Raw genomic sequence first — 22,392 nt, 5'->3', positions numbered from 1 at the left:
GAAGGATGGAGCCCATCGCGAACGGGCTGCGAGTTACGGAGGTTTCGAGGTCCTGGAGGCTTCTACGGCGGCTTGCAAGACGACCGATCCTCGATGCTTAACGAACCTCCCGGCCCGGTCCTTCTGCAACCCGGTATCAAAGGCCTCGTGCTCTGCGGTTCCCGCCCACGACCGGCGGCTCGATCCGCGAAGGGTTTATCCTTGCGTGGACCGCTTCTAGTTTCCGAACCAGAGAAGAGGGGGCTTGATGGGCGCCAAGAGAGTCGAGGCGGGCCGGCTGCGGGAGAACCCCGGCCTGCGGGAGGATTTGCGGAGGCGGCTGGACCGCTACCTGGACGTGCCCCTGGCCCTCGCCTCGGTACTTATGGTCCTGCTCGCCGTGATCGAGCTGAGCGGAGAGGTCGGCGGCCCGTGGCGGGGGAGGCTGGCGGTCCTCGGCTGGTCCCTGTGGGGGTTGTTCCTCGTCGAGTTCGCGGTCAAGTTCGCCCTGGCGCCGGTCAAGCGCGCCTACCTGCGGCGCAACTGGCTCGACGTTTTGGTCCTTCTGGTCCCGTTCTTGAGGTTCCTGAAGGTGCTGGGCGTGCTAAGGGCGGCCCGCGCCCTGCCGCTCTTCAGGCTCGCGGTCTTCGGGGGCAGGGGCTCCGGGGGCGCCCTGACGTTCTTGAGGCGTCGCAGGCTCGGGCAGCTCGCCCTCGTCTCGGTTATCGTGATCCTGCTCGGCGCGGCGGCCGGCCTCCTGCTCGAGGCCGGGGCGCCGGCTGCCACCATAGAGGACTTCGGCGACGCCCTGTGGTGGTCGGGGGCCCTCGTCACGACCGTGGGGAGCGAGATCTACCCGGTCACCGCAGGCGGGCGCGTCCTCGGCTTCGCGCTCATGCTCTACGCTGTGGGCATCTTCTCCTACTTTATAGCCTCCATAGCCTCCGTCCTGGTCGGCGTCGACTCCCGGCAACCGTCCGAGGGCGCCGAGCGCGGGGCCGTTCGGCTCGACGCCGAAGAGACGGCCACCCTGCGCCGCATCCTCGAACGGGCGGGCGAGGGCTAGTGCTGGCCGTCAGCTATCAGCAAAAAAAGCTGATAGCTGACAGCGCGGTTCGCGTGGCGAACCGCTACGGGACCATGAAGTTGAGCACCGTCGCCTGCAGGACGACCAGGATCGACATGACTATGGTCAGGCCGATCGACCACTTCAGGACCAGACGGAGAAGGTCTCCCTCCCTGCCCTGAAGGCCCGTGGCGCTCGTGCCGACGGCGAGGTTCTGGGGTGAGATCATCTTCCCGAGCACACCACCCGAGGAGTTGGCGCCGACGGTCAGGTTGGGGCTCACCCCGATCTGCTGCGCCGTCACCTTCTGCAGGTTCGCGAACAACGCGTTGGACGACGTGTCAGAGCCGGTCAGCGCCACCCCGAGCCACCCTATAAAAGAGGCGAAGAACACGTACAGGAAGCCCGTCGAGGCGAACGCGAGGCCCAATGTGAAGGTCATGCCCGAGTAGTTGAGCAGGTACGCGAGGCCGAGGATCGAGGCTATCGTGAGTATGGCCCACTTGAGCTGGTTGAGGGACTGGCCGTAGATCCGTAAAGCCCTGCCAGGACTCACCCTCAAGAAGGCGAGGGCTATGATGTCGGCAATGAGGATGATGGTGCCCGCCGCGGACAGCCAGTTGGTCGAGAACGTGGCGGAGTAGGGGGCCGCCTCGGGGACTACCGGGGGCTGCTGCTCTATCTGCTCGTTGAGCCCTGGCCAGGGGATGGTCGGTGCCCCGGTCGTCTCGCTGACCTCGGCGGTCGGAAAGTTTATGGACGTCTGGATGGACCCGACGGCCGCTTTTATGGGTGGGATCTGGACGATCAAAAACAGCGCCACGATGATGATGAACGGCGACCACGCGTAGAGCGTGCGCCCGAGCGGCGGCGTCTCGTAGGACTCCCTCTCAGAAGCGGCCGGCTCGTTCTCGAAGTGCCACTCGGTAGAGGGGCGCCAGAACGAGAGCAGCCCTATGACGGCGACGACCGTGACTATGGCCGCCAGCAGGTCGGCGAGCTCGGGCCCGAGGACGTTCGAGACGACGAACTGCGTGCCCGCGAAGGCCACCCCGCTTACCACGACGACCGGCCAGACCTCCAGCATCCTGCGGAAGCCGGCCATCACGGTTACGAGCATGCCGGGGATGATGATGGCGAGCACCGGCGTCTGGCGGCCCACCATCTGCGAGAGCTCCAGGACGTCGAGACCGGCGACGGACGCTCCCGTGATTATGGGGATGCCGAACCCGCCGAAGGCGACGGGCGCGGTGTTCGCCAGGAGCGCCAGCGCCGCCGCGTAGAGCGCCTCGAACCCGAGCCCGGCCATGAGGGAGGCCGTGATCGCCACGGGCGTCCCGAAACCGGCCGTCGCCTCCAATAGCGCCCCGAAGACGAAGGCTATAAGGACCACCTGTATGCGCCGGTCGTTGCTCACGCCCGCCAGCGAGTCCCGAATCGTGTTGAAGAGGCCCGTGTCTACTATGACGTTGTAGATAAAGATGGCGTTTATGACGATCCAGACGATGGGGAAGAGGCCGAAGCAAATCCCTAGCAGCGTAGCGTTGATCGCCAACCCGAATGGCATCTGGTAGACGAACACGGCGATGACGAGCGCGACCGCCAGGGTGATGAGCGCGGCCCACTGGGCCGCAATCCGCAGGCCAGCCAGAAGCACGAACAGCACGATGATGGGTATGGCGGCGATTATGGTCGAAACCGCAAGGTTGCCTACCGGCTCGTAAAGCTGCTCGAACAAGACCCCATACCTCCCGGACGAATTCTCCCAACGCCACTTCCCGTGCCGCCGGGCTTCCGCGGCACCCCGGCAGCATGGCACCTTCGACGTCCCCGCGCAATCCCGCGCAGCACGAAGGTGGACCGCGGCCCCATCACGTGCTCGGCGTAGGAGATCCCCGTCGGTTCGCCGGGCGGACCACCCCGCAGCCCGGGTCCTCGACCTCTACACCCCACGGGTACCACACTGGTCCCAAGCGCGAAACGCGCCAATAGCAAAACGACACACGCGGAAGGTCGGCCGGCGGGTGCGGCCCGGTACCCCGGCCGTGGTGCTGTCCGGCGCTATCCGGAGACGAGCGCAACCCGAAGGTCGTTTACGTTGGTGCCGGTCGGGCCCGTCACGAGCAACGCCCCGCCGGCCTCGAGCGCCGCGCGGGCGTCGTTCTCTTCCAGCGCCCGGACGGGGTCCACGCCGGCGTCCCGGATCTTCGCGGCCGTCCCGCCGCTTACGATCCCGCCCGCGGCGTCGGTCGGGCCGTCGTTGCCGTCGGTGTCGGCCGCGAAGGCCGCCCATCCGTCCACGCCGTCTAGTTCGATCGCCAGCGTGAGGGCGAACTCCTGGTTCGGCCCGCCCGTCCCGCCTCCCCGGACGACCACCGTCGCCTCGCCGCCGGAGAGGATGGCGCAGGGGGGAGGGGCGGGGTTGCCGCTCTCGAGCGCCTCCCGCGCGACGGCCGCGTAGACCGAGGCGATGGCGCGCGCATCGCCTGTCACGGTGGTCGAGAGCACGAGCGGTTCGTAGCCGAGGTCGCGGGCCTTACCGGCCGCCGCCTCGACCGCGTGCCGGCCGCCGCCGCACACGACGTTCGTCACACCCTCGAAGATGGAATCCCCCGGCTTCGGCGTCTCCTCGGCCTGCTCCAGATGTTTCGCCATGCTCCGCGGCGGCTCTATGCCGTAGCGCCGCAGCACGGATCGGGTCTCATCGAGGGTCGTGGTGTCGGGTGCGGTGGGGCCACTGGCTATAGACGAGGGCGCGTCTCCGACGACGTCCGAGAGGAGGAGGGCGAGGGTCTTCGCGGGCGCGGCTAGGCGGGCGAGGCCGCCGCCCTTCAGGACCGAGACGTGCTTGCGGACGGTGTTGATCTCCGCTATGTCGGCCCCGCTTTTGAGGAGGTCCTGCGTGAGCTTCTTCAGGTCCCCGATCTCGATGGGCGGCGCCGGGTCCGCGAGCAGCGCCGAGGCCCCGCCGGAGATCAGGGCGACGAGCAGGTCGCCTTCTTCCAAGGACTCCGCCAGCTCCTGGACCTTCCTCGCCGCCTCCACACCCCTCTCGTCGGGCTCGGGGTGGGAGGCGAAGACGACCTCGAAACCCTCCGGCCCGGCGTCGTGGCCGTCCTTGGTAACCACGAGCCCGGCCTCGATGCGGCCCCCGAACAGCTCCTCCGCGGCCCGCGCCATCGCCCCGGCCGCCTTGCCGGCCGCCACGACGAATACCCTGCTGGCTTCGAAGCGCTCGCCGCCCGCGAGCACGGCATCGTCTTCCAGGCTCACCGAGCGCAGAACGGCGTCGCCAGGGTCCGCCGCGGCGAGCCCGGCGTCCAGGATCTCTCTAAGTTCGTTCTCCATACCGCCACTCTAATCTATGCTGGTGGCCGCCGCCGGGAGCCCGCTTACAGTCTCTGCTTCGGGGCCACAGTCGTGGAGGGGTTCGCACCAGTCAATGCCGTTCCTAATGACCAGCCCCTATTCCTGAAACCTGAAGCTCGATGCCCGAAGCCTCCACTTCACGCCTCCTCGAAGAGGATGTCCTGGGCGCCTTCCCACAGGCAAAGTTCGCCCAAAGGGCGCAGGTTCTCGTGCCCTTGCGTGACCGTCATGAGGTGGTTGGCGGCAAGCTCGCCGAGCTTGCTCCTGAAGACGGTGCCGTAATAGGGGAACAGGATCTCCGTCTCCGAGTAGCCGCCGGGGTAGAACAGGATCTCCCCCGCCTGCGGCACGCTCGTCGCGTCCTCCCACGGGACCCCGAGGTCGTAGTCTCCCAGGGGGATCCAACACGACTCCCCGCTCCAACGCACGTGTATGATCTTCTGCCGGTAAGGCAACAACCTCTCGAACGCCTCCACCGTCCTCGGACACCTCTCCCGCTCCCACCGCGCCAGAAACTCGTAAGGCCCCGCGGTTATCTTTACGTCGCTCAAAGTTTTTACTCTCCTCCGGTCGTGTCCTGCACATCAAACGGACGATAGTCCGGTGCTTGCTCTGGTTCAACTTCCCCTGTACGTGCCGTAGGACCAGGGGGAGACGAGGAGTGGGACGTGGTAGTGCGCGTCTGGGTCGGAGACGCCGAACCGAACCGGGATGAGATCCAGGAACGGCGGGTCGGGCAGGTCCATCTCACCGGCGAAGTACCCACCGACGTCGAAGACGAGCTCGTAGCTCCCGACCGTAAGCTCTTCGCTGGAGAGCAAAGGCCCGTTCGTCCGGCCGTCTGCGTTGGTTCTTGCCGTCTTTAGTAGCCTGCGGTCCTCGCCTTCCATGGCGTAGAGTTCCAGGGACACGTCCGCCGCCGGGATGCCTCTCGCGGTGTCGAGGACGTGGGTCGTCAGGAGGCCGCTCACGCGCGCCGCTCCACCCAGCCTTCGATCTGGCCGTACGGGTCGTGGGTGGCGTGCAGGATCTCACCGTCGTTCTCGATCCCGAAGCGGTCCAGGTCGTAGACGATGTGGTGGACGTTCGGGAACGAGTACCAGATCCTCTCTATCTCCGGAAATTCCTCCAATACCGCCTTCCCCATGCGGTAGAGCGTGTTCTGCACCGAGGGGCTGTAATGGTCGGTCAGCGTCTCGAGGATACTCCGCAGCACGCCGTTCCACACCCGGTCGAAGTCCGCGTCGATGGTGTCGTACTCCCATTTCGCGGTGACCACGGTGGCGAGAACGCGGTCGTTTGTTTCCGGCAGGGTCGTGAAGCGCTCGCGGTAGAAGCCCTCCCAGCCCGAGTTCGTGGTCTTGAGGACGTAGACGTCGTCGATTCCCGCTTCGACCCTGCGCTCCCCGCCGATGTCGCCCCACACTTGCGCCTTTCGCTCGCCGCGTTCGCGGACGAAAGAATGGTCGTGGGGTTGGCCGTTTACCTCGATCCTGCGCCACCGGAACTGCGTGATCTCGACGCGGCAAGCCGTCACGGTCGGGCCTGCTTCGAGGAAGTGGTCGACCAGAGCGCGGCCGAACTTCTCTATGCTCCCGGTGAGGTGGTCCCTGGCGAGCGCGTAGACCGTGTTGCGCATCGTGTCCGTCGCGAGGAGCCTGGAGTTGTCGCCCTCGTAGTGGGCGGCGTCGAAGTCCCCTTCGAGCGAGACCCTGACGTCCAGGTCCCACACTTCGTGGACGTCGGTGTCCCGCTTCACCTTGAAGAGGCGTATCTCGGACTTGCCGTAGTTGTTCTGACCGAGGACGATTTCTGGCCCGCTCATGGCTTTTCCACCAGGTCTTCCAGCCTGAGGCGTGAGATCCTGGAGATCTCACCCAGCGCGGCTTCGATCTCCTCCTCGCGCGTGTTCGCCAGGCGCTTCTCCGCGCCGGCGAAGATCGTCTCCTTCGTGTTGTCCCGCACGCAGACCACGTAGGGGAAGTCGAACTTTTCCCGGTAGGCGATGTTCAGCCGGTGGAACCTCTCGTACTCCCCGGGCGAGAGCCTGTCCAGATTGGCGGACGCCTGCTCGCTGGCGGACTCGCTCGTCAGCTCGCCGGCGAGCGCGGCCTTCCCGGCGAGATCCGGGTGGGCCCGGATCAGGGCGACGCGCCGATCCTCCGGCGCGTCGTCGACCACGGATACCAACGCCCCGTGCAGACCGTCGAGGTCTTCGAATGGACGCTTCTCCCAGGCCCCCTCCGCCACCCAGGGCGAGCGTTCGAAGACGGGCCCGAGCCCGGAGACGAACTCTTCCAGGTCCATGCGGTTGATCTCCCCGACGGAGAGCTTCCCTGGCATCTTCCTCCCGGTCGAGCCTCCCGGCCCCGTCCTAGCTCGGGGTGAGCCCGAGCACGCTCAGGGCCGAGTATACGCCGAGCAGGACGATGGCTATGCTGCTGATTACCAGGACCGTGTTGAACGGGGTGCCACCGTAGAGCCTGGGGTCTATCTCGGTGCGGCGCAGGTACCAGACGGCCGCCACCGCCGCCAGGAGGAAGATCCCCGTCGCGACGCCGCCGATCTGGACCATCAGCACCGGCGACTGGATGAACAGGTAGGCCGCGCCCCAGATTATCGGGAGGGCAACGGTGAAGATGCGGATCCAACGCAGCCTGGTCTGCGTGTCCTGCCAGTCGAGGACACCGACGGTCGCGAGCAGGTTCGTGTACATGCGCGACCAGCTCGGTATCGCGGCCCAGAGGGTCGAGCCGAGCACCGCGATCGCGCCGACGAGAAAGAGGATGCTCGCCCACTCGCCGAGGACGTCCGTGTAGATGCGGGAGAGGGTCGTGATCATCTCGTTGCCCTCCGGGACGAGGCCCTGGGGGTTCAGGACCGCAGCACCCATGATGAAGAAGGCCAGCGTGCCCGAGGTGTAGATCACCCAGGAGACGAAAGCGTCCTTGTACATGACGCGGATCCAACCCTTCGCCCGGCGCTCCCAGTCCTCGCTGCCGTCGTTCGGGCCCACCCACCGGGCGTACCCCTTCTCGCAGCACCAGTAGGTGTAGAAGGTGATCTCGTCGGCCCCAACGCCCGTGATCCCGAACATGGCGAGCGCGGCGCCCAGGGCTCCCGCTGGTATGGCGAAGGCGAGGCCGCCCAGGATGTCCCCGGCGCTGTAGGCGAACGGCGTGAAGGGCAGCCCCGCGGCGAGGATGATGGTTATGAACGAGAACGCGACCACTAGCAGAACGGCCCCGCGTTCGATGAGGCTGTAGTTGTTCGAGTAGAGCATCGCGATGCTGCCGACGGCAACGATGACCGTCCAGATGAGCGTGGAGGTGAACCCGAGCGGGTCCCCGCCTATCGGGAAGAGCACGCTGAAGGCTATCGCAACCCCGCCGACGATGCCGCCTATCTGCAAGACCTTCGAGAGGGCCATGATCACCCAGAGGACGTTGACCCACCCGATGGGCCCGATCTTCGGCGGCACCTTGTTGTAGCCCGTAAGCGCGGGCTGGCCGGTCGAGATCGTCCACCGGGCGAGCTCCACCTGCACGGCTACCTTGACGAGCGTGCTGAAGATGACCATCCAGAGGATGGCAAAACCGGCCTGCGAACCGAGCGCCGTGGTCGCGATCAACTCCCCCGACCCGACGATGGAGGCGCTGAGAATTAGCCCCGGTCCCAGATAACGCAGGCTCGGCCCCCAACCCTTCGGCGGCTCTTTTATTCCATCCGGCGTCAGGTGGTACGGATCTTCGTCCGCCACGGACTTCAGCATCACGCCACTCTCGTCAGCAGCCATAGGCTACCTCCCCCGGGACTCCCCGCGCCCCGATCCCCTTGTACAAACCCCTACGAAGACCACATTAGCACAATCTGCCAAAAAAATGCAAAAAACCGCAACACCGGCCATTCGTCCCGCGGACGTGATAGTGCCCCGGCGTACGGCAGTTGGCTCGAACCCGCCCGAAAATAGGGTGACGCCAGCGTGCGGTCGGGTGGGCAGGTTCGAGGCACGATCAAGGGGCGAGGTCCTCCGCTTCCGTCTGGCCGCCGAGCATGGCATTCTTCCCGCATAGGCAGACGATCGGCGGGAGGAGCCGGATGTCGCTTTAGCCGTAGTTGGAGGGGAGCGTTGTTTTTGCATAGCCCGGACGAGCAGCGAGCCATGGAACTACGGGAGGCGCACCGAGAAAAGGTCGCGCGCAACGAGGTGCGAGCCAGTGAGCTGTGGGCGCGGCCTTCTCGGGGGTACAACGTCCAGATCGAACTGGATACCCGTACCAAGTCATCACTCGAGAAAATACAGCAGAGCCTCTGCCAGGCGGAGCCCAACCTGCTGGTGTGTCCCGAGAAGACCCTTCACGTGAGCCTCGCTTGGCTGGTGGCCGTGCACGCGAGCTATAGGGTGGACAAAGACTCACTCTGGAAGCGCCACGGGGAGGAGTGGATGGCCGAGCTGAGACGTATCGCGGCCCAACGCGCGGGGTTTCGGATCACCTACGAACACGTCGTAGCCACCGACTCCGCGGTGATCGCCCTCGCCCGGCCCAGCGAACCGGTGAACCGCATCCGCGACATGATCCGCGAACGCCTCCGCCTGCCCCCCGAGACCCGCAACAAGGCGGATTTGGTGCATACTACCCTGTGTCGCTATCGCGGCGCGCTCTCCGATCCGGAGAAGCTCCTTGCGATGCTCGAAGACACGAGCGCCGACGCCACGGTCGAGGTCGGGGAGTTCATCGTCTCGAAGGAGCTGGTGTATCCGTCGCTGGAGGCGGAGGTGCTCGGGCGCCTCCCGCTCGCTCCCCGGTGAGCGCCCCGGCACCCCGCGCGGGCGCGGGAAAAGGGCGAGAGTAGCCGCGCCGTCCGAAACGGCATCGAAGGGCAAGCAAGGGCACAAAGAATCACCCGCCACGACGTTCGGCGCCGATTTTATTGCGGAGCCGATCGCACACTGGCGCCAGCATATTATTGGCTAGGTTTGGTTAGCTTCGTGTCTCTCGTTGAAGGCCGAACTTTGAGGAGATACGACGGTTGCAAAGGGTTCAGGCCTGGTCGAACCTTCCGGCTTCCGCTTCGGCCTCCACCACTACCTCGGCGCCGCGGGCCCCGGCATCGAGTGCTGCCTCGACGACGCGTGTTGCCGCTGCGAGCACCTCTTTACGTCCCCCGGCGAGTATCATAGTCTCCGGCCCGGCTTCGCGGGCCAGGCCCGTCTCGCCGGCGGCCGTCCTGGCGGCCTCGATCTGCGCCCGAGCTTCGTCTTCGCCGGAGGGCAGGACCTTCAGTTCGGCGGTCAACTCGGCCCTCTCGTAGCCCGGCACTAGTGCTCCCGTCTCTCGTCCAGGCGGCCTATCTCGGCGTAGCCGGCGCTGCCGGGGTGCGGGGGTTCGGCCGGGGGCCTGTCGGTGATGCCGGCGATCTGCTCCGGTTTGGCCGGGATGCGCGTGAGGGGCCGGCCTGTGGCGTCGCGGAGGGCGGCGACGATGGCGGGGGTCGAGGAGATCGTGGGCGGTTCGCCGACGCCCTTGAGGCCGTAGGGGGCCTCGGGGTCGGACAACTCCAGTATCTCCATCTTTACGGGGGGCATGTCCAGGATGGTGGGGAGGAGGTAGTCCGTAAAAGAGGCGTTCAGGACCTTGCCCCTTTTTACCTGGATCTCCTCCAGCAAGGCCAGGCCCAGTCCTTGCGCTATGCCGCCCTCGATCTGGCCTTCGAGCGCCTGCGGGTTCATAACCTTCCCGACGTCCTGGGCCGTCGCTATCTCCACGACCCGCACGAGACCCAACTCCGTATCCACCTCGACGACCGCCCTGTGGGCCGCGAAAGCGAACTGCAAGTGGGCGTCCCCCTGACCGTTCTCGTTCAGCGGGTGCGTCTCTTTGTGGTGGTACTCCAGGGTCTCCTCGAACTCTTCGGCCCCGATCAGGTCGCCCAAAGAGACTATGACCCGTCCGCTGGACAGAACCTCGTTGCCGTCAAGAGTGAGATTTTCGTTCCCGCCGAACTCCTCCCGCACGCGTTCGAAGAGGCGTTCGCGGATCGCCTCGCAGGCGCCCTTGACGGCCGCGCCGGTGACGTAGGATTGCCTGGAGGCGGAGGTGGAGCCCGCGGAGCCTACCCTGGTGTCGGCCGGTTCTACGGCGACGCGTTCGACGCCGAGCTCGGTGCGCGCGATCTGGGCCTGCAAGGTAACGAGCCCCTGCCCGACCTCTGCCGCCGCCGTGTGGACCCGCACCAGTGGTTCACCATCCTCCACGGAGAGCGTGACCCGGGCCGTAGAGTAATCGTCGAAGCCGGCCGAGAAGCCGATGTTCTTGAAGCCGACCGCGTAACCGACGCCCCGCTTCACGTCTTCTCCATGCGTCACGTTCGAGACGCCGCCGGGGAGCTCGCGCAGGTCGCGGCCAACGAGGTCCTGCTCTGCGGGCATCGGAATGTTCTTTACCTTCTCCAGGATCTCGCGCACGGGCGCGGGCGGCGGCACCTCCTGGCCGAACGGGAAGCGCATCCCCGGCTCGATCGCGTTCTTGAGCCGCAACTCGAGCGGGTGCATGCCGAGCTTTTCGGCGAGCTTGTCCATCTGGGACTCGTGGGCGAAGCAGGCCTGGACGGCGCCGAAGCCGCGCATGGCTCCGCAGGGCGGGTTGTTGGTGTAGAGCATGAGGCTCTCTATCTCGGCGCGCGGCACGTCGTAGGGGCCGCAGGCGAAGGTCGCCGCGTTGAGGCAGACGGCGTTGGAGCTCGAGGCGTAGGCGCCGCCGTCGAAGACAAGGTTCGCCTTGACGTAGAGGAGTTTCCCGTCGCGGGTGGCGCCGTGTTCGTAGCGCATCCTGGCCGGGTGGCGGTGGACGTGGCCGTAGAAAGACTCCTCGCGGTTGTAGACCATCCGCACCGGGCGGCCGGTTTCGAGGGCGAGCATGCAGGAGTGGACCTGCATCGAGAGGTCTTCGCGGCCGCCGAAGGCGCCGCCCACGCCGGAGAGGGTGAGCCTGACCCGATCCGGCGCAAGCCCCAGGGACTCCGCCACCTGGTCCCTGTCGATGTGTAACCACTGGGTCGAGATATACAGGTCCACGCCACCCAGTCCGTCTGGCACGGCGAGGCCCGCCTCGGGGCCCAGAAAGGCCTGGTCCTGCATCCCGATCTCGTACTCCCCCGTAACGACCACGTCGGCGGCGGCATCCGCCGGTTCGCCGTGAAGGACCTTGACGCGCCTGAGCAGGTTCCCCGAGAGGTGGAGCTTCGGCGCTTCCTCGGCCAGCGCCTCTTCGGCGCTCGTCACGGGGGCGAGGACGTCGTAATCCACCCGGATCCTCTCCAGGGCCCGCCTCGCCGTCTCGGGGTGGTCGGCGGCCACGACGGCGACGGGCTCTCCCTGGTAGCGGACCTTCTCCCAAGCCAGAACGGGCTGGTCGGGGATCTCCATCCCGTACACCTTGCGTCCCGGCACGTCCTCGTGCGTAAGGACCGCGTAGACGCCGGCCAGCTCCTCCGCCTCCACGGTGTCGATCCGGACGATCTTTGCGTGCGGGTGCGGGCTCCTGAGCGTCGCGCCGTGGAGCATCCCGTCCATCCACAGGTCGGAGGCGTACTCGTACTCGCCCGTGACCTTCGGGATGCCGTCGATGCGCGCGCTCTCCTCGCCGATCTTGCCTGGCCTCTGCACCGGCGCCACCGGGCGGACCGGCGCCAGAGGCGTACCGACCCCGGCTTTCATTTCGCCATCCTCCGCGCGGCCAGGCGGACGGCGGCCAGGATCTTCTCGTAGCCCGTGCACCGGCAGAGGTTCCCGGCCAGCGCCTCCCGGACCTCCGCGTCGCCTGGTTCCGGCACCCGGCGCAACAGGTCGTGCGTCGCCACGACGAACCCCGGCGTGCAAAACCCGCACTGAACCGCCCCCGCCTCGACGAACGCCTCCTGCACGGGATGCAGCCCGTCACCTTCGGATATCCCCTCGACGGTCACGACCTCGCGCCCTTCCGCCTGCCCCGCCAGGACCAGGCACGAGCAGACCAGAGAGCCGTCCAGGTAGACCGAGCACGATCCGCATTCGCCCTGTTCGCAGGCGTTCTTCGAACCGGGCAGCTCCAGGCGCTCGCGTAGCACGTACAGCAGGCTTTCGCCCTCCCAGACGTCCTCCGCCTCCCTGGCCTCCCCGTTGACCCGGAGCCTAAGCCGCACCTCTCACCCCCCGGTACTCCTCCCACGCCCACCCGAGCGTGCGCCGAGCCAGCACCCCGGCCGAGTGCCGCCGGTACTCCGCCGTCCCCCGCACGTCGTCTATGGGCCGGGCCGCGCCGGCGACCAGTTCCCCGAAGCGCCGGAGGGCGGCGTCCGGGATGGCGCCCCGCGACTGCCAGAGATCCCCCTCCTCCAGCACGCCCCCTATGAAATCCTCGGCTCCTTCGACCCGGATGGGGGTAGGGCCGGCGGAGCCTACGCACGTCCCGACCTTTCTTTGTTCAGGGTGGAGGGCCAGGGCGAAGGCGCAGACGGCAATTACCATCGCGTTCCTCGTCCCGATCTTGGAGTACTGCTGCGGGCCGTCGGCATTGGCGATGTAGAAAGCGGAGATCAACTCGTTGTCGGACAGCGCGTTCTGTTTCGGGCCGGAGATAAAATCCGCGACGGGCACCCGTCGGCTTCCGTCCATAGACGCAACCTCGACCTCGGCGTCCGATGCGTAAAGGGGCGGCAGGGCGTCGCCCGCGGGGGATGCGGTGCCGAGGTTGCCGCCGACGGTGCCCCTGTTCCGGATCTGGGGCGAACCCACCGTCCTTGAGGCCATCGCGAGCCCCGGCAGACGATCCCCGATCTCCTCGACGATGCGCGTGTAATTCACCCCTGCGCCCACCCGTAAGAGCCCGTCTTCGATTCCCCACTCCTCCAGCTCCTCCACGCGGGAGAGGTCGAGTATCGCCTGAGGCCGGCTGCGGGCGAAGTTCAACTCGACCATGACGTCGGTGCCACCCCGGATCGGGACAGCCCCCGGAAGGGCGGCCTTCGCTTCGAGCGCCTCGCGCCAACTCGTGGGCTGGATGAACTCCACCCGTACCTCCGCTCGCATCCCCGGACGCCGTGCGGGAGACCCCGGCTTCCGGGCACCCCGCGTCGCTGCCTATGGTCAGGTCAACCGGGAAGTATCCCCGGGCCCGCGGCGACGTGTCAAGAATCGCCGGCGGCCGGATAACAACACCCCCGAAACCCCTGGCTCCATGTGGGCCGAAACGTCGTGACGCGAAGCGATTCCTTTAGCCGGCCCGTGCGGCTATGCTAGAGGCGTCGTGGAGGGTAAGGCTAGAGAGTTAGGAGGGGAGCGAGGGTGAGGTTCAGCGCGAACCTGTCCATCTTGTTCAAGGAGGTCCCGTTGCTCGACCGCTTCGGGCTGGCGTCGGAGGCCGGGTTTTCGGCCGTGGAGTTCTGGTGGCCCGGTTACGAGGCTGACCTCGGCGACGTCGAGCGTGCCGTGAAGGACGCGGGCCTCGCGGTGGCGCTGTTCAACTTCGACGCCGGGGACATGCCTGGCGGGGACAGGGGGCTCGTCAGCGATCCCGACCGGACCGACCGGTTCAGGGAGAACGTGCCGGTCGCGCTGGAGCTCGCGCGGTCTTTGGGGTGCGAGAGGATAAACGTGCTGGCCGGGCACGAGAAGGCGGACCCGGGGCGCGAGGAGCAGCTCGCGCTCGCCCGCGAAAACGTCGCGTTCGCCGCCGGGGAGGCCGATGTGGCCGGCGTAACGGTGATGGTGGAGGCCGTCAACACCTTCGAGAACGGGCCGTACCTGCTCCACACGACGGAACAGGCGGTGAGGTTCGTGGAGGGCGTGGGGCGGCCCAACGTCAAGATACAGCACGACTTCTATCACATGCAGCGGATGGAGGGGAACCTCGTCGCCAACCTGCGCCGGTACTTAGATTACGTCGGACACGTGCAGGTAGCGGACTCTCCGGGCCGCGGGGAGCCCGGGACGGGTGAGATCCACTATCCTTACGTCCTCGCGGAGCTGGAGAGCCTCGGCTACGATGGTTACGTCGGCCTTGAGTACAACCCGACCACGGAGACCACCGGGGAGAGCCTCGGTTGGATACCACGGGATTTGCGCGGCGCCGGGGGCGCCGCGGCCGACCTGAAGCTGTAGGGGCCGACGAGACGGAGGGAGGACCGTGGCCGAAAAAGTGGGCTTCGTAGGGCTCGGAATCATGGGCAAACCGATGGCGCGGAACCTGATCGAGGCCGGGCACGACCTCGTCCTGTACAACCGCACCCGTGAGAAGGCGGAAGATCTGGCCGGGGACAAGGCGATTGTCGCCGCCAGCCCGCGCGAGGTGGCCGAGCAGTCGGACGTAATAATCACCATGCTCCCGGATTCTCCGCAGGTCGAGGAGGTCCTGACTGGGCCCGACGGCGTGCTCGAAGGCGTCAGAGAGGGCGCCCTGATCGTGGACATGAGCACCATCTCGCCGGTGGTTACCAAGGGTCTTGCGGCGAAGGCCGAGGAGAAGGGCGCCTCTATGCTGGACGCGCCGGTCTCTGGGGGGGATGTGGGGGCGATAGACGGGACGCTCTCGATCATGGTCGGGGGAAGCGAGGAGGACTTCGAGCGGGCGGGGCCGCTCTTCGAGGCGATGGGCAAGACCATCACGCACGTAGGGGGAAGCGGGACCGGGCAGGTCGTCAAGGCGGCCAACCAGATCGTCGTCGCGCTGACCATCGAGGCGGTCAGCGAGGCGCTCGTGCTCGGGTCGAAGGCCGGGGTGGAGCCGGGGAAGATACTGGACGTTCTGGGCGGCGGGTTGGCCGGGAACAAGGTCATCGAGGCCAAGCGGGAGAAGATGCTCGGGCATTCCTTCGACCCGGGCTTTAGGATAGAATTGCACCACAAGGATCTGGGGATAGCTCTCGCGGCTGGCAGGGAGTACGGGGTGGCGCTACCGGTAACGGCCGTGGTGGATCAGATGCTCGAAACTTTGAAGGCGAAGGGGCGGGGCGACCGGGACCACTCGGCGCTCCTGACCCTCATAGAAGACTCGTCGGGACACGAGATAGGGAACGGGGGCTCCTAGCACCTCGTAGAGGAGGCAGGAATGGAACGCAGCCGGCTCATCGGGGCGATGCAGGAGATCCTCGGCCCCGACGGCGTCATACACGAACGCGAGCAGCTCCGCACCTACGAGTGCGACGGCCTCATGAACTACCGCGTCATCCCCGACCTGGTCGTGCTGCCGGAGTCGGCCGAGCAGGTACAGAACGTCGTCAGGCTCTGCTACGAAGAGGGCATACCCTTCGTGGCGCGCGGCTCGGGGACCGGGCTCTCGGGCGGGGCGCTGCCCGTCGAGGCCGGCGTCCTCATAGTCATGGCCAGGATGCGCAAGATCCTCGAAGTGGACATCCCGAACCAGAGGGTGGTCGTCGAGCCCGGCGTCATAAACATCTGGGTGAGCCAGGAGGTCGCGGACGACGGCTACTACTACGCGCCCGACCCGGCGAGCCAGATAGTCTCCTCCATAGGCGGCAATCTGGCGGAGAACTCCGGCGGCGTCCACTGTCTCAAGTACGGCTTCACGACGAACCACGTCACGGGCGCCGAGGTCGTCCTCGCCGACGGCTCCGTCGTCCACATCGGCGGCGGGAAGGCTCCGGACGCCCCCGGCTACGAGCTTCTCGGGGCGTTCGTCGGGTCCGAGGGTACTTTAGGGATAGCAACCAAGATCACGCTCCGTATCGTCCGCAAGCCGGAGTCTGTCAGGACGCTGCTCGCGGCCTTCAAGGACACGGAAGAGGCGGGCGGCGCGGTCTCCGGGATCATCGGCGCCGGCATCGTGCCGGCCGCCATAGAGATGATGGACGCCCTCACCATAGAAGCCGTCGAGACCACCGTGGCCCCCGGTTTCCCCGAGGCCGGCGCGATCCTGATCGTGGAGCTCGACGGGCCCGAGGCCGAGGTCGCCAGCCAGTTCGACAAGGTGATAGAGACCTGCGAGGCGAACAGCGCCTCGGAGATCCGGGTGGCGGAGGACGACGAGGAGCGGGCGCTCTTCTGGAAGGGACGCAAGGCCGCCTTCGGGGCCATGGGCTCTATCTCCAACGATTATTACGTCCAGGACGGCGTCGTGCCGCGCACGGAACTCGGGACGGTCCTGAAAAAGATCTCGGCCCTCAGCGAGGAGTACGGCCTGCGCGTCGCAAACGTCTTCCACGCCGGCGACGGCAACCTCCATCCCCTGGTGCTCTACGACAACGACGTCGAGGGCGAGGCCGAGCGGGCGGAGAGCCTGGCGGGCGACATAGTCTTCACCTGCCTGGAGCACGGCGGCTCGCTAACGGGCGAGCACGGCATCGGGGAGGACAAGAAGAAGTACATGCCAAAGATGTTCACCTCTGACGACATGAACGTCATGCAACTTCTTCGGTGCGCGTTCGACCCGCACCAGATCTGCAACCCCGGCAAGATCTTCCCGACCCCCCGCCTCTGCGGCGAACGCCCGGGCCCCTTCCACATGCACCCGATCCAAAAAGCCGGCCTCGCGGAGAACTTCTAATGCAGACAGAGAAGACGTACACCGAGGACCTGCAGAACATAGTCGGCAAGGGCAACGTCCGCGAGGCGACCGCCGAGGACGCGATAGAAGGCACGGCACCTTCGCTGGTCGTCGAGCCCGGCTCGGTCGATGAGATCAGCGCCGTCATGAAGCTGGCGAGCGCCAACGGCCTCGTCGTCTGCCCGCGGGGCGGGGGCACGAAGACGGGCCTCGGGGCGCCGCCGCGGTCTGTGGACATCGTCCTGAGCACGGCCAGGATGGACGAGATCATAGAGCACGTACCCGGGGACCAGGTGGTGCGCGTCCAGGCCGGCGTGAAGCTCGAAGCCCTCCAGCAAAAACTCGCCGAAGCGAACCAGATGCTCGCCCTCGACCCGCCCGAGGCGGGCGCGACGGTCGGGGGCGTGGTCGCCACCAACTCTTCCGGGCCCAGGCGTTTCAGGTACGGGACCGTGCGCGACCTCATAATCGGCGTGACGGTGGTCCTGGCCGACGGGACGGTCGCCAAGGCGGGCGGCAAGGTCGTCAAGAACGTGGCCGGCTACGACCTCGGCAAGCTCTTTACAGGGTCTTTGGGCACGCTGGGCGTGATCGCCGACTGCAACTTCCGCCTCCACCCGCGCCCCGACTCGGCCCGCACGGTTGCCGTCGAGGTGGAGACTCCGCAGGCCGCCCGGGACGCGGCCCAGGCCATCGTCCACTCCCAAGTCGAGGCGACGGCGATAGAGCTTCACTGGGGCGGGGAGACGAGGCTGGTCTCCGTCCTGCTCGAGAGCATCCCCGGCGGGATCGGGGCGAAGGAGGAGCGGGCCAGGTTCCTGCTCGAACCGTTCGGCGGGGTACGGACCCTGGAAGACGAAGAGGCGGACAACCTCGGCCCGCTAGACCCCTCGCCCGTCGGCGACGAGGTGTTCGTCAAGATAACGGCCCCCCCGGCCGAGCTCGCGGCCGTCCTCGAATCCGTCCTCGACGCCGCGGGGCGGCGGGACGTAACCGCCCGCTTCACGGGGCACGCCGGGACCGGCGTCACGTTTGCCGGGCTTTCGGGCGAGGAAGGCGCTTTGGTGGAGGTCGTGGGAGAGGTGCGGGAGATCCGGACCCGTTCGGGCGGCAGCCTCGTGGTCGTCTCGGCGCCCCTCTCCCTCAAGCAGAAGGCCGACGTCTGGGGGCCGGCCGGCGACTACGGCGGCCTGCTCAGGCGGGTAAAAGAGAAGTTCGACCCGGGGTACACGATGAACCCCGGCAGGTTCGTGGGAGGCCTATAGTGACCGAACGCAACGGCGGGGACGACCGCTACTCCGCGACCGACGCCACCGAGCGCCGCGATCCCGGGGGCACGACCGCCAACCAGGCGATGGCCGGGGCCATAGGCGCCGGCAGCCCCGAGGACGTCGGCCAGGGTATCGGCGATGCGAGCTCGCTTGCCGCCGAGGCGACCGTAGGCGCCGGCCGGCGCGAGACCGGCAAGGTGAGCTTCCCCGCCTTCGACGCCCACCACCCGCCCGACAAGGACCTCATAGACGACTGCGTCCACTGCGGCTTCTGCCTGCCCACCTGCCCGACCTACGTCCTCTTCGGCGAGGAGATGGACTCTCCCCGCGGGCGCATCTACCTCATGAACAAGGGGCTTACGGAAGAGCCCATGAACGACCAGACCGTCCGCCACTACGACCTGTGCCTCGGGTGCATGGCGTGCGTGACGGCGTGCCCGTCGGGCGTCCAGTACGACAAGCTCATCGAGGCGACGCGTGGGCAGGTCGAGCGGCGCTACGAGCGGGCGCCGGAGGACAAGGCTTTCCGGGAGATGATCTTCCAGCTCTTCCCCTACAAGAAACGCCTCCGCCTCGCCGCGGGACCCTTGCGCCTCTACCAGCGCTTCGGCATCGGCGACAAGCTCCGCAAGAGCGGCGTCATGAGCCGGATCCCGGCCCGTATGCGCGCCATGGAAGCCCTCATGCCCGAGCTCCAAAAGGAGCAAAAAGTCCCCGAACTGACCGAGCCCGTCGGCGAACGCCGCCGTCGCGTCGGGGTCCTGACCGGTTGCGTGCAGCAGGTCTTCTTCTCCCAGGTCAACTCCGCCACCGTCCGCGTCCTCGCCGCCGAGGGCTGCGAGGTGGTCGCCCCCAAGGACCAGGGCTGCTGCGGCGCCCTCTCGACGCACGCCGGACGCGAAGAAGAGTCCCTGAACTTCGCCCGAAAGACCATAGACACCTTCGAGGGCCTGAACCTGGACAACGTAGTGGTCAACGCGGCAGGCTGCGGCTCCACGATGAAAGAGTACGGGCACCTGCTTCGCGACGACCCGGAGTACGCCGCCAGGGCGAAAGCTTTCTCCGAGAAGGTGCGGGACGTCTCGGAGTTCATACAGGAGATCGGAGCCGTGGCGGAGAGGAGCCCGTTCGCGGTGACGGCAGCTTACCACGACGCCTGCCACCTGGCGCACGCGCAGGGGATAAGAAAGCAGCCCAGGCAGACCCTCAAGCAGATCCCTGGCATGAGCGTCAAGGAGATCCGGGAGGCCGAGATCTGCTGCGGATCGGCCGGCATCTACAACATGGTCGAGCCCGAACCGGCCGCCGAGTTAGGAGAACGCAAGGCGAACAACATCCTGAAGACCGGGGCCGAGATGATCGTCACCTCCAACCCAGGCTGCATGCTCCAGATCCAGGCCAGCCTCAAAAAGATGGGCCACGATGGCCTCCCGATGGCCCACCCGATGGAGGTCCTCGACGCCTCGATCCGGGGCGAGAGCGTGGAGACGTTGCTTCGTAGATAGGCATCGGGCTTCAGTTCGCTCCGGCCTTCGGCCTCCGCTTTCAGGCTTCAGCAAGAACCTGAAGCCTGATGCCTGAAACCTGCAGCCTCCTCAATCCTTTTCGCGGGCCGGTCGGAGCTCCATCAGCTCCCAGAAGTCTTTTTCGCCCGGGTCCCCGGGCAGACGGGCGTAGACCACCCTCAGGGCGAGGCCCACGACGACCATGAGGGCGAGCGCTTCTGGGATGGCGATGGCGAAGCGGGCGATCGCGTTCGACTCGGCGACCTGCGTGTTGAAGGCCTGCGTGCCGAACCCGGCCGTGACGATCCTGAGGTTCAAGAGAAAGTTGGCCGCGCCCGTCACCACCGAGATGAGGACCATTGCCAGCGTCCCCAACCAGAGGGCGCGGCGTACCGGGCCCTCGTCGAAGAGGTCTTTGAGGGAGCGTTCCTGTTTCGGGGTTCGGGGGTCGAACGTCTGTTCTAGGAAGGCCGAGATCAGGGGCCGCCCGAAAAGGAGCGAGGCCCCGAAGACTACCACCCACAACAAACTCGGCACCGAGTCCTTGAACGCGTACGCAGCCCCGTCCACGAACCAGAACGCCAAAACGCCGCGCACGACGGCGTTCAGGCCCAGAAAGCTCGTTATAAAGTTGAACCGCTTCGTAATGAAGAAGAGGTCGACCGCCACCCACGTCACCGGAACGAGCGCCGAGACGACGTAGGCCGTTATGTTCCCGAGATCATCACTGAAGCGCGAAAGTATGACGATCGGGATGATGAGCCCGAACAGAAAGTCCAGGCCAAGCTTCAGGGAGCGGCCCACACGCGGCCCCTCCCTCTCGGGTTGTCTCGCGTATCCAACACACCCGATAAAAGAACGCGAAGGAGGCCTTGTCAAGTACAACGGGAGACATTTCCGGCCGAAGAGGTGTGCGAGAATGGCCCACGGTCGCTTCAGAAAGGGAGGTTCGGTAGATGGATGCGGCTCGTTCTTTGTTGGCGGTCCCGGCCTCGAACCGGAAGATGGTCGAGAAGGCGCTCGCCTCGGACGCCGACGCCGTCTTTCTGGACCTCGAGGACGCCGTGGCGCCGGCCAGGAAAGCGGAGGCCCGTCGGGACGTCGTCAGGGCCATGGAGGAATTGGACTGGCAGGGTAGGCCGACATTGTTCAGGGTCAACGCACTCGATACGCGGTGGTTTTACCGGGACGTGATCGGGGTGTCCGAAGGGGCGGGTGGTGCGCTGGGCGCCATCCTGGTTCCCAAGGTGAACCGCCCCGAAGACCTCTATGCCGTCGCCGTCCTGCTCGACGGGGTAGAGCTCGAAGTAGGGCTGGAACCGGGCGGGATCAAGCTCGAAGCCCAGATAGAGACCGCGGAGGGCCTGACGAATATCGACGCCATAGCCGGTTCGACGGATCGGCTGCGAGCCCTCCATTTCGGCCCCGGGGATTTCGCGGCGAGCCTCGGGATGCCCCAGACGAGCATTGGGACCAGGGACGAGTGGGACGAGGCATATCCCGGGCATCGCTTCGGGTACGTCATGCAGCGCATCGTCGTGGCGGCGCGGGCGGCGGGACTTAGGGCCGTGGACGGGCCCGTTGCCGACCACCGCGACGAGGAGGGGCTCAGGGAGGCGTGCCGCGTCGCCAGGTCCCTCGGCTTCGACGGGAAGTGGTGCATCCACCCGGCACAGGTGCCCGTGGTCAACGAGATCTTTTCGCCCACGGAACGGGAGACGGCGTGGGCCGAGAAGGTGGTCGAGGCCTACGAGGAGGCGGACGCCGCGGGCTCGGGCGCGGTCAGCGTGGACGGTCAGATGGTGGATGCGGCCTCGATCCGGATGGCCCGGAACACGTTGGATCTCGCCCGTGCGGAGAGGGGGTAGAGGGCCCGGCTCGTGCCGCGGGATGAACCGGCGGACAGGCGGGAACGATCACAGGGTATGGCGCTACCTGCGAGGATGGATGGACGGACGGTCCGGTGGCTGCGGTTCTGCCTGGTGCTGACCGCCGCGGCGGCCTTCGGGCTGCTGTACTTGTTGGTGGAGGGCTTCAGGGCCGAGACCAACCGGGCGCTCGCCATCCTGGGCCGGGGCGACATCGTGGGCCTGCGGGACTACATAGTCTCTTTCGGGGTCTGGGCGCCGGTCGCCTCATGCTTTTTGATGGTCCTGCAGGCGCTCGCGGCGCCCGTGCCTTCATTTCTCATCACCTTCGCCAACGGTCTGGCTTTCGGGGTCTTCTGGGGCTGGACGCTCTCCCTCTTTGGCCACGTCCTTGCGGCCGCCGTGTGCTTCGGCATCTCGCGTGCCTTCGGCCGGGTGCCCGTGGAGGTGCTCGTGGGCAGAACGGGCCTCGAGTCCGCCGACCGCTGGTTCGCCCGCTGGGGCCTGTACGCGGTCTTCGTCGGGAGGCTCTTGCCCGGCGTCGGCTTCGACGCCGTCAGCTACGCCGCCGGCCTCACCCGGATGCGGTTCCGAAGCTTCATCCTCGCCACGGCTTTGGGCATCTTTCCCCAGACCCTCCTCTACTCCTACCTCGGGCGTCAGGCGCCCGAGTACGTGGGCTCTTCCTCTTCACGTCGGCGCTCGTGGTCGTCGGCGTGCTTGCCTTCGTCCTCTACAAGCGGACCAGGGCGGCGAGAACCGGCCGGGAAATCGCGTTCCGGGCAAGTAAAATAG

General features: G+C 66.7%; 21 protein-coding genes. 9 read left to right on the top strand and 12 right to left on the bottom strand.

Annotated elements, in window-relative coordinates; genetic code table 11:
- The first annotated feature begins 247 nt into the window (after window positions 1-247).
- Window positions 248-1,045 carry a potassium channel family protein gene (locus GBA63_RS15900; RefSeq protein WP_166177613.1) on the top strand — a complete coding sequence of 266 codons (798 nt, stop codon included), beginning with the start codon at window positions 248-250 and terminating at the stop codon, window positions 1,043-1,045.
- Window positions 1,046-1,109: 64 nt separating this feature from the next.
- Here the strand turns inward: GBA63_RS15900 and GBA63_RS15895 are convergent, their stop codons facing one another.
- The 7 genes from GBA63_RS15895 to GBA63_RS15865 form a co-directional block, all read right to left on the bottom strand.
- Complete coding sequence (locus tag GBA63_RS15895; protein ID WP_207956833.1) at window positions 1,110-2,783, bottom strand: L-lactate permease; 1,674 nt, start codon at window positions 2,781-2,783, stop codon at window positions 1,110-1,112.
- A 323-nt stretch (window positions 2,784-3,106) separates the two neighbouring features.
- Window positions 3,107-4,393, bottom strand: a complete 1,287-nt coding sequence (locus GBA63_RS15890; protein ID WP_166177609.1) for a glycerate kinase type-2 family protein — start codon at window positions 4,391-4,393, stop codon at window positions 3,107-3,109.
- A 158-nt stretch (window positions 4,394-4,551) separates the two neighbouring features.
- Window positions 4,552-4,965 (bottom strand): DUF3830 family protein, encoded by a 414-nt coding sequence (locus GBA63_RS15885; RefSeq protein ID WP_166177607.1) that lies wholly within the window; start codon window positions 4,963-4,965, stop codon window positions 4,552-4,554.
- Window positions 4,966-5,031: 66 nt separating this feature from the next.
- Window positions 5,032-5,385 carry a hydroxyisourate hydrolase gene (gene uraH, locus GBA63_RS15880; RefSeq protein ID WP_166177605.1) on the bottom strand — a complete coding sequence of 118 codons (354 nt, stop codon included), beginning with the start codon at window positions 5,383-5,385 and terminating at the stop codon, window positions 5,032-5,034.
- On the bottom strand, window positions 5,382-6,239 hold the full coding sequence (pucL, locus tag GBA63_RS15875) for a factor-independent urate hydroxylase (RefSeq protein WP_166177603.1): 858 nt from the start codon (window positions 6,237-6,239) through the stop codon (window positions 5,382-5,384). Before pucL ends, uraH begins: the two co-directional genes overlap by 4 nt.
- The gene (gene uraD, locus GBA63_RS15870; RefSeq protein WP_166177601.1) at window positions 6,236-6,757 is read right to left on the bottom strand and encodes a 2-oxo-4-hydroxy-4-carboxy-5-ureidoimidazoline decarboxylase; all 522 of its coding nucleotides are present in this window, start codon (window positions 6,755-6,757) and stop codon (window positions 6,236-6,238) included. The genes pucL and uraD overlap by 4 nt, the downstream gene beginning before the upstream one ends.
- Window positions 6,758-6,788: 31 nt before the next feature.
- Window positions 6,789-8,210, bottom strand: coding sequence for an Nramp family divalent metal transporter (locus GBA63_RS15865; protein ID WP_166177599.1), 1,422 nt, complete (start codon window positions 8,208-8,210; stop codon window positions 6,789-6,791).
- A gap of 564 nt (window positions 8,211-8,774) precedes the next feature.
- Between GBA63_RS15865 and GBA63_RS15860 the strand changes: the two genes are divergently transcribed.
- On the top strand, window positions 8,775-9,224 hold the full coding sequence (locus GBA63_RS15860) for a 2'-5' RNA ligase family protein (protein WP_166177597.1): 450 nt from the start codon (window positions 8,775-8,777) through the stop codon (window positions 9,222-9,224).
- Between the two features lie 232 nt (window positions 9,225-9,456).
- Here the strand turns inward: GBA63_RS15860 and GBA63_RS15855 are convergent, their stop codons facing one another.
- From GBA63_RS15855 to GBA63_RS15840, 4 genes are read right to left on the bottom strand one after another with little or no spacing between them, the layout of a single operon-like run.
- Window positions 9,457-9,735, bottom strand: a complete 279-nt coding sequence (locus GBA63_RS15855; RefSeq protein ID WP_166177595.1) for a hypothetical protein — start codon at window positions 9,733-9,735, stop codon at window positions 9,457-9,459.
- On the bottom strand, window positions 9,735-12,131 hold the full coding sequence (gene pucD, locus GBA63_RS15850; RefSeq protein ID WP_166177593.1) for a xanthine dehydrogenase subunit D: 2,397 nt from the start codon (window positions 12,129-12,131) through the stop codon (window positions 9,735-9,737). Before pucD ends, GBA63_RS15855 begins: the two co-directional genes overlap by 1 nt.
- Window positions 12,128-12,595 (bottom strand): (2Fe-2S)-binding protein, encoded by a 468-nt coding sequence (locus tag GBA63_RS15845; protein WP_166177591.1) that lies wholly within the window; start codon window positions 12,593-12,595, stop codon window positions 12,128-12,130. Before GBA63_RS15845 ends, pucD begins: the two co-directional genes overlap by 4 nt.
- A complete protein-coding gene (locus GBA63_RS15840; protein ID WP_166177589.1) occupies window positions 12,585-13,463 on the bottom strand; it encodes an FAD binding domain-containing protein in 879 nt (292 codons plus the stop codon). The genes GBA63_RS15845 and GBA63_RS15840 overlap by 11 nt, the downstream gene beginning before the upstream one ends.
- Before the next feature lie 273 nt (window positions 13,464-13,736).
- Between GBA63_RS15840 and GBA63_RS15835 the strand changes: the two genes are divergently transcribed.
- The 5 genes from GBA63_RS15835 to GBA63_RS15815 all read left to right on the top strand — a co-directional run bounded on the left by GBA63_RS15835 (window position 13,737) and on the right by GBA63_RS15815 (window position 19,729).
- A complete protein-coding gene (locus GBA63_RS15835; protein ID WP_166177587.1) occupies window positions 13,737-14,552 on the top strand; it encodes a hydroxypyruvate isomerase family protein in 816 nt (271 codons plus the stop codon).
- A gap of 25 nt (window positions 14,553-14,577) precedes the next feature.
- Window positions 14,578-15,477: a 2-hydroxy-3-oxopropionate reductase gene (locus GBA63_RS15830; RefSeq protein ID WP_166177586.1), complete on the top strand. Its 900-nt coding sequence runs from the start codon at window positions 14,578-14,580 to the stop codon at window positions 15,475-15,477.
- Between the two features lie 21 nt (window positions 15,478-15,498).
- Complete coding sequence (locus GBA63_RS15825) at window positions 15,499-16,953, top strand: FAD-linked oxidase C-terminal domain-containing protein (protein ID WP_166177584.1); 1,455 nt, start codon at window positions 15,499-15,501, stop codon at window positions 16,951-16,953.
- Window positions 16,953-18,218 (top strand): FAD-binding oxidoreductase, encoded by a 1,266-nt coding sequence (locus GBA63_RS15820; RefSeq protein ID WP_166177582.1) that lies wholly within the window; start codon window positions 16,953-16,955, stop codon window positions 18,216-18,218. The genes GBA63_RS15825 and GBA63_RS15820 overlap by 1 nt, the downstream gene beginning before the upstream one ends.
- Before the next feature lie 89 nt (window positions 18,219-18,307).
- Window positions 18,308-19,729 (top strand): (Fe-S)-binding protein, encoded by a 1,422-nt coding sequence (locus GBA63_RS15815; protein ID WP_207957245.1) that lies wholly within the window; start codon window positions 18,308-18,310, stop codon window positions 19,727-19,729.
- A 90-nt stretch (window positions 19,730-19,819) separates the two neighbouring features.
- Here the strand turns inward: GBA63_RS15815 and GBA63_RS15810 are convergent, their stop codons facing one another.
- Entirely contained in the window at window positions 19,820-20,533 is a 714-nt protein-coding gene (locus tag GBA63_RS15810; RefSeq protein WP_166177580.1) for a VC0807 family protein, read from the bottom strand.
- Window positions 20,534-20,685: 152 nt separating this feature from the next.
- Between GBA63_RS15810 and GBA63_RS15805 the strand changes: the two genes are divergently transcribed.
- Window positions 20,686-21,597 carry an HpcH/HpaI aldolase/citrate lyase family protein gene (locus tag GBA63_RS15805; protein ID WP_166177578.1) on the top strand — a complete coding sequence of 304 codons (912 nt, stop codon included), beginning with the start codon at window positions 20,686-20,688 and terminating at the stop codon, window positions 21,595-21,597.
- Window positions 21,598-21,672: 75 nt separating this feature from the next.
- Window positions 21,673-22,392, top strand: coding sequence for a TVP38/TMEM64 family protein (locus GBA63_RS15800; protein ID WP_207956832.1), 720 nt, complete (start codon window positions 21,673-21,675; stop codon window positions 22,390-22,392).

Origin of the sequence: Rubrobacter tropicus (genome assembly GCF_011492945.1) — a bacterium.
In the GTDB taxonomy this organism is placed as follows: Bacteria; Actinomycetota; Rubrobacteria; order Rubrobacterales; family Rubrobacteraceae; genus Rubrobacter_D; species Rubrobacter_D tropicus.
The sequence above is the reverse complement of the archived record's forward strand: the minus strand, read 5'-3'. Positions and strand labels throughout refer to the sequence as shown.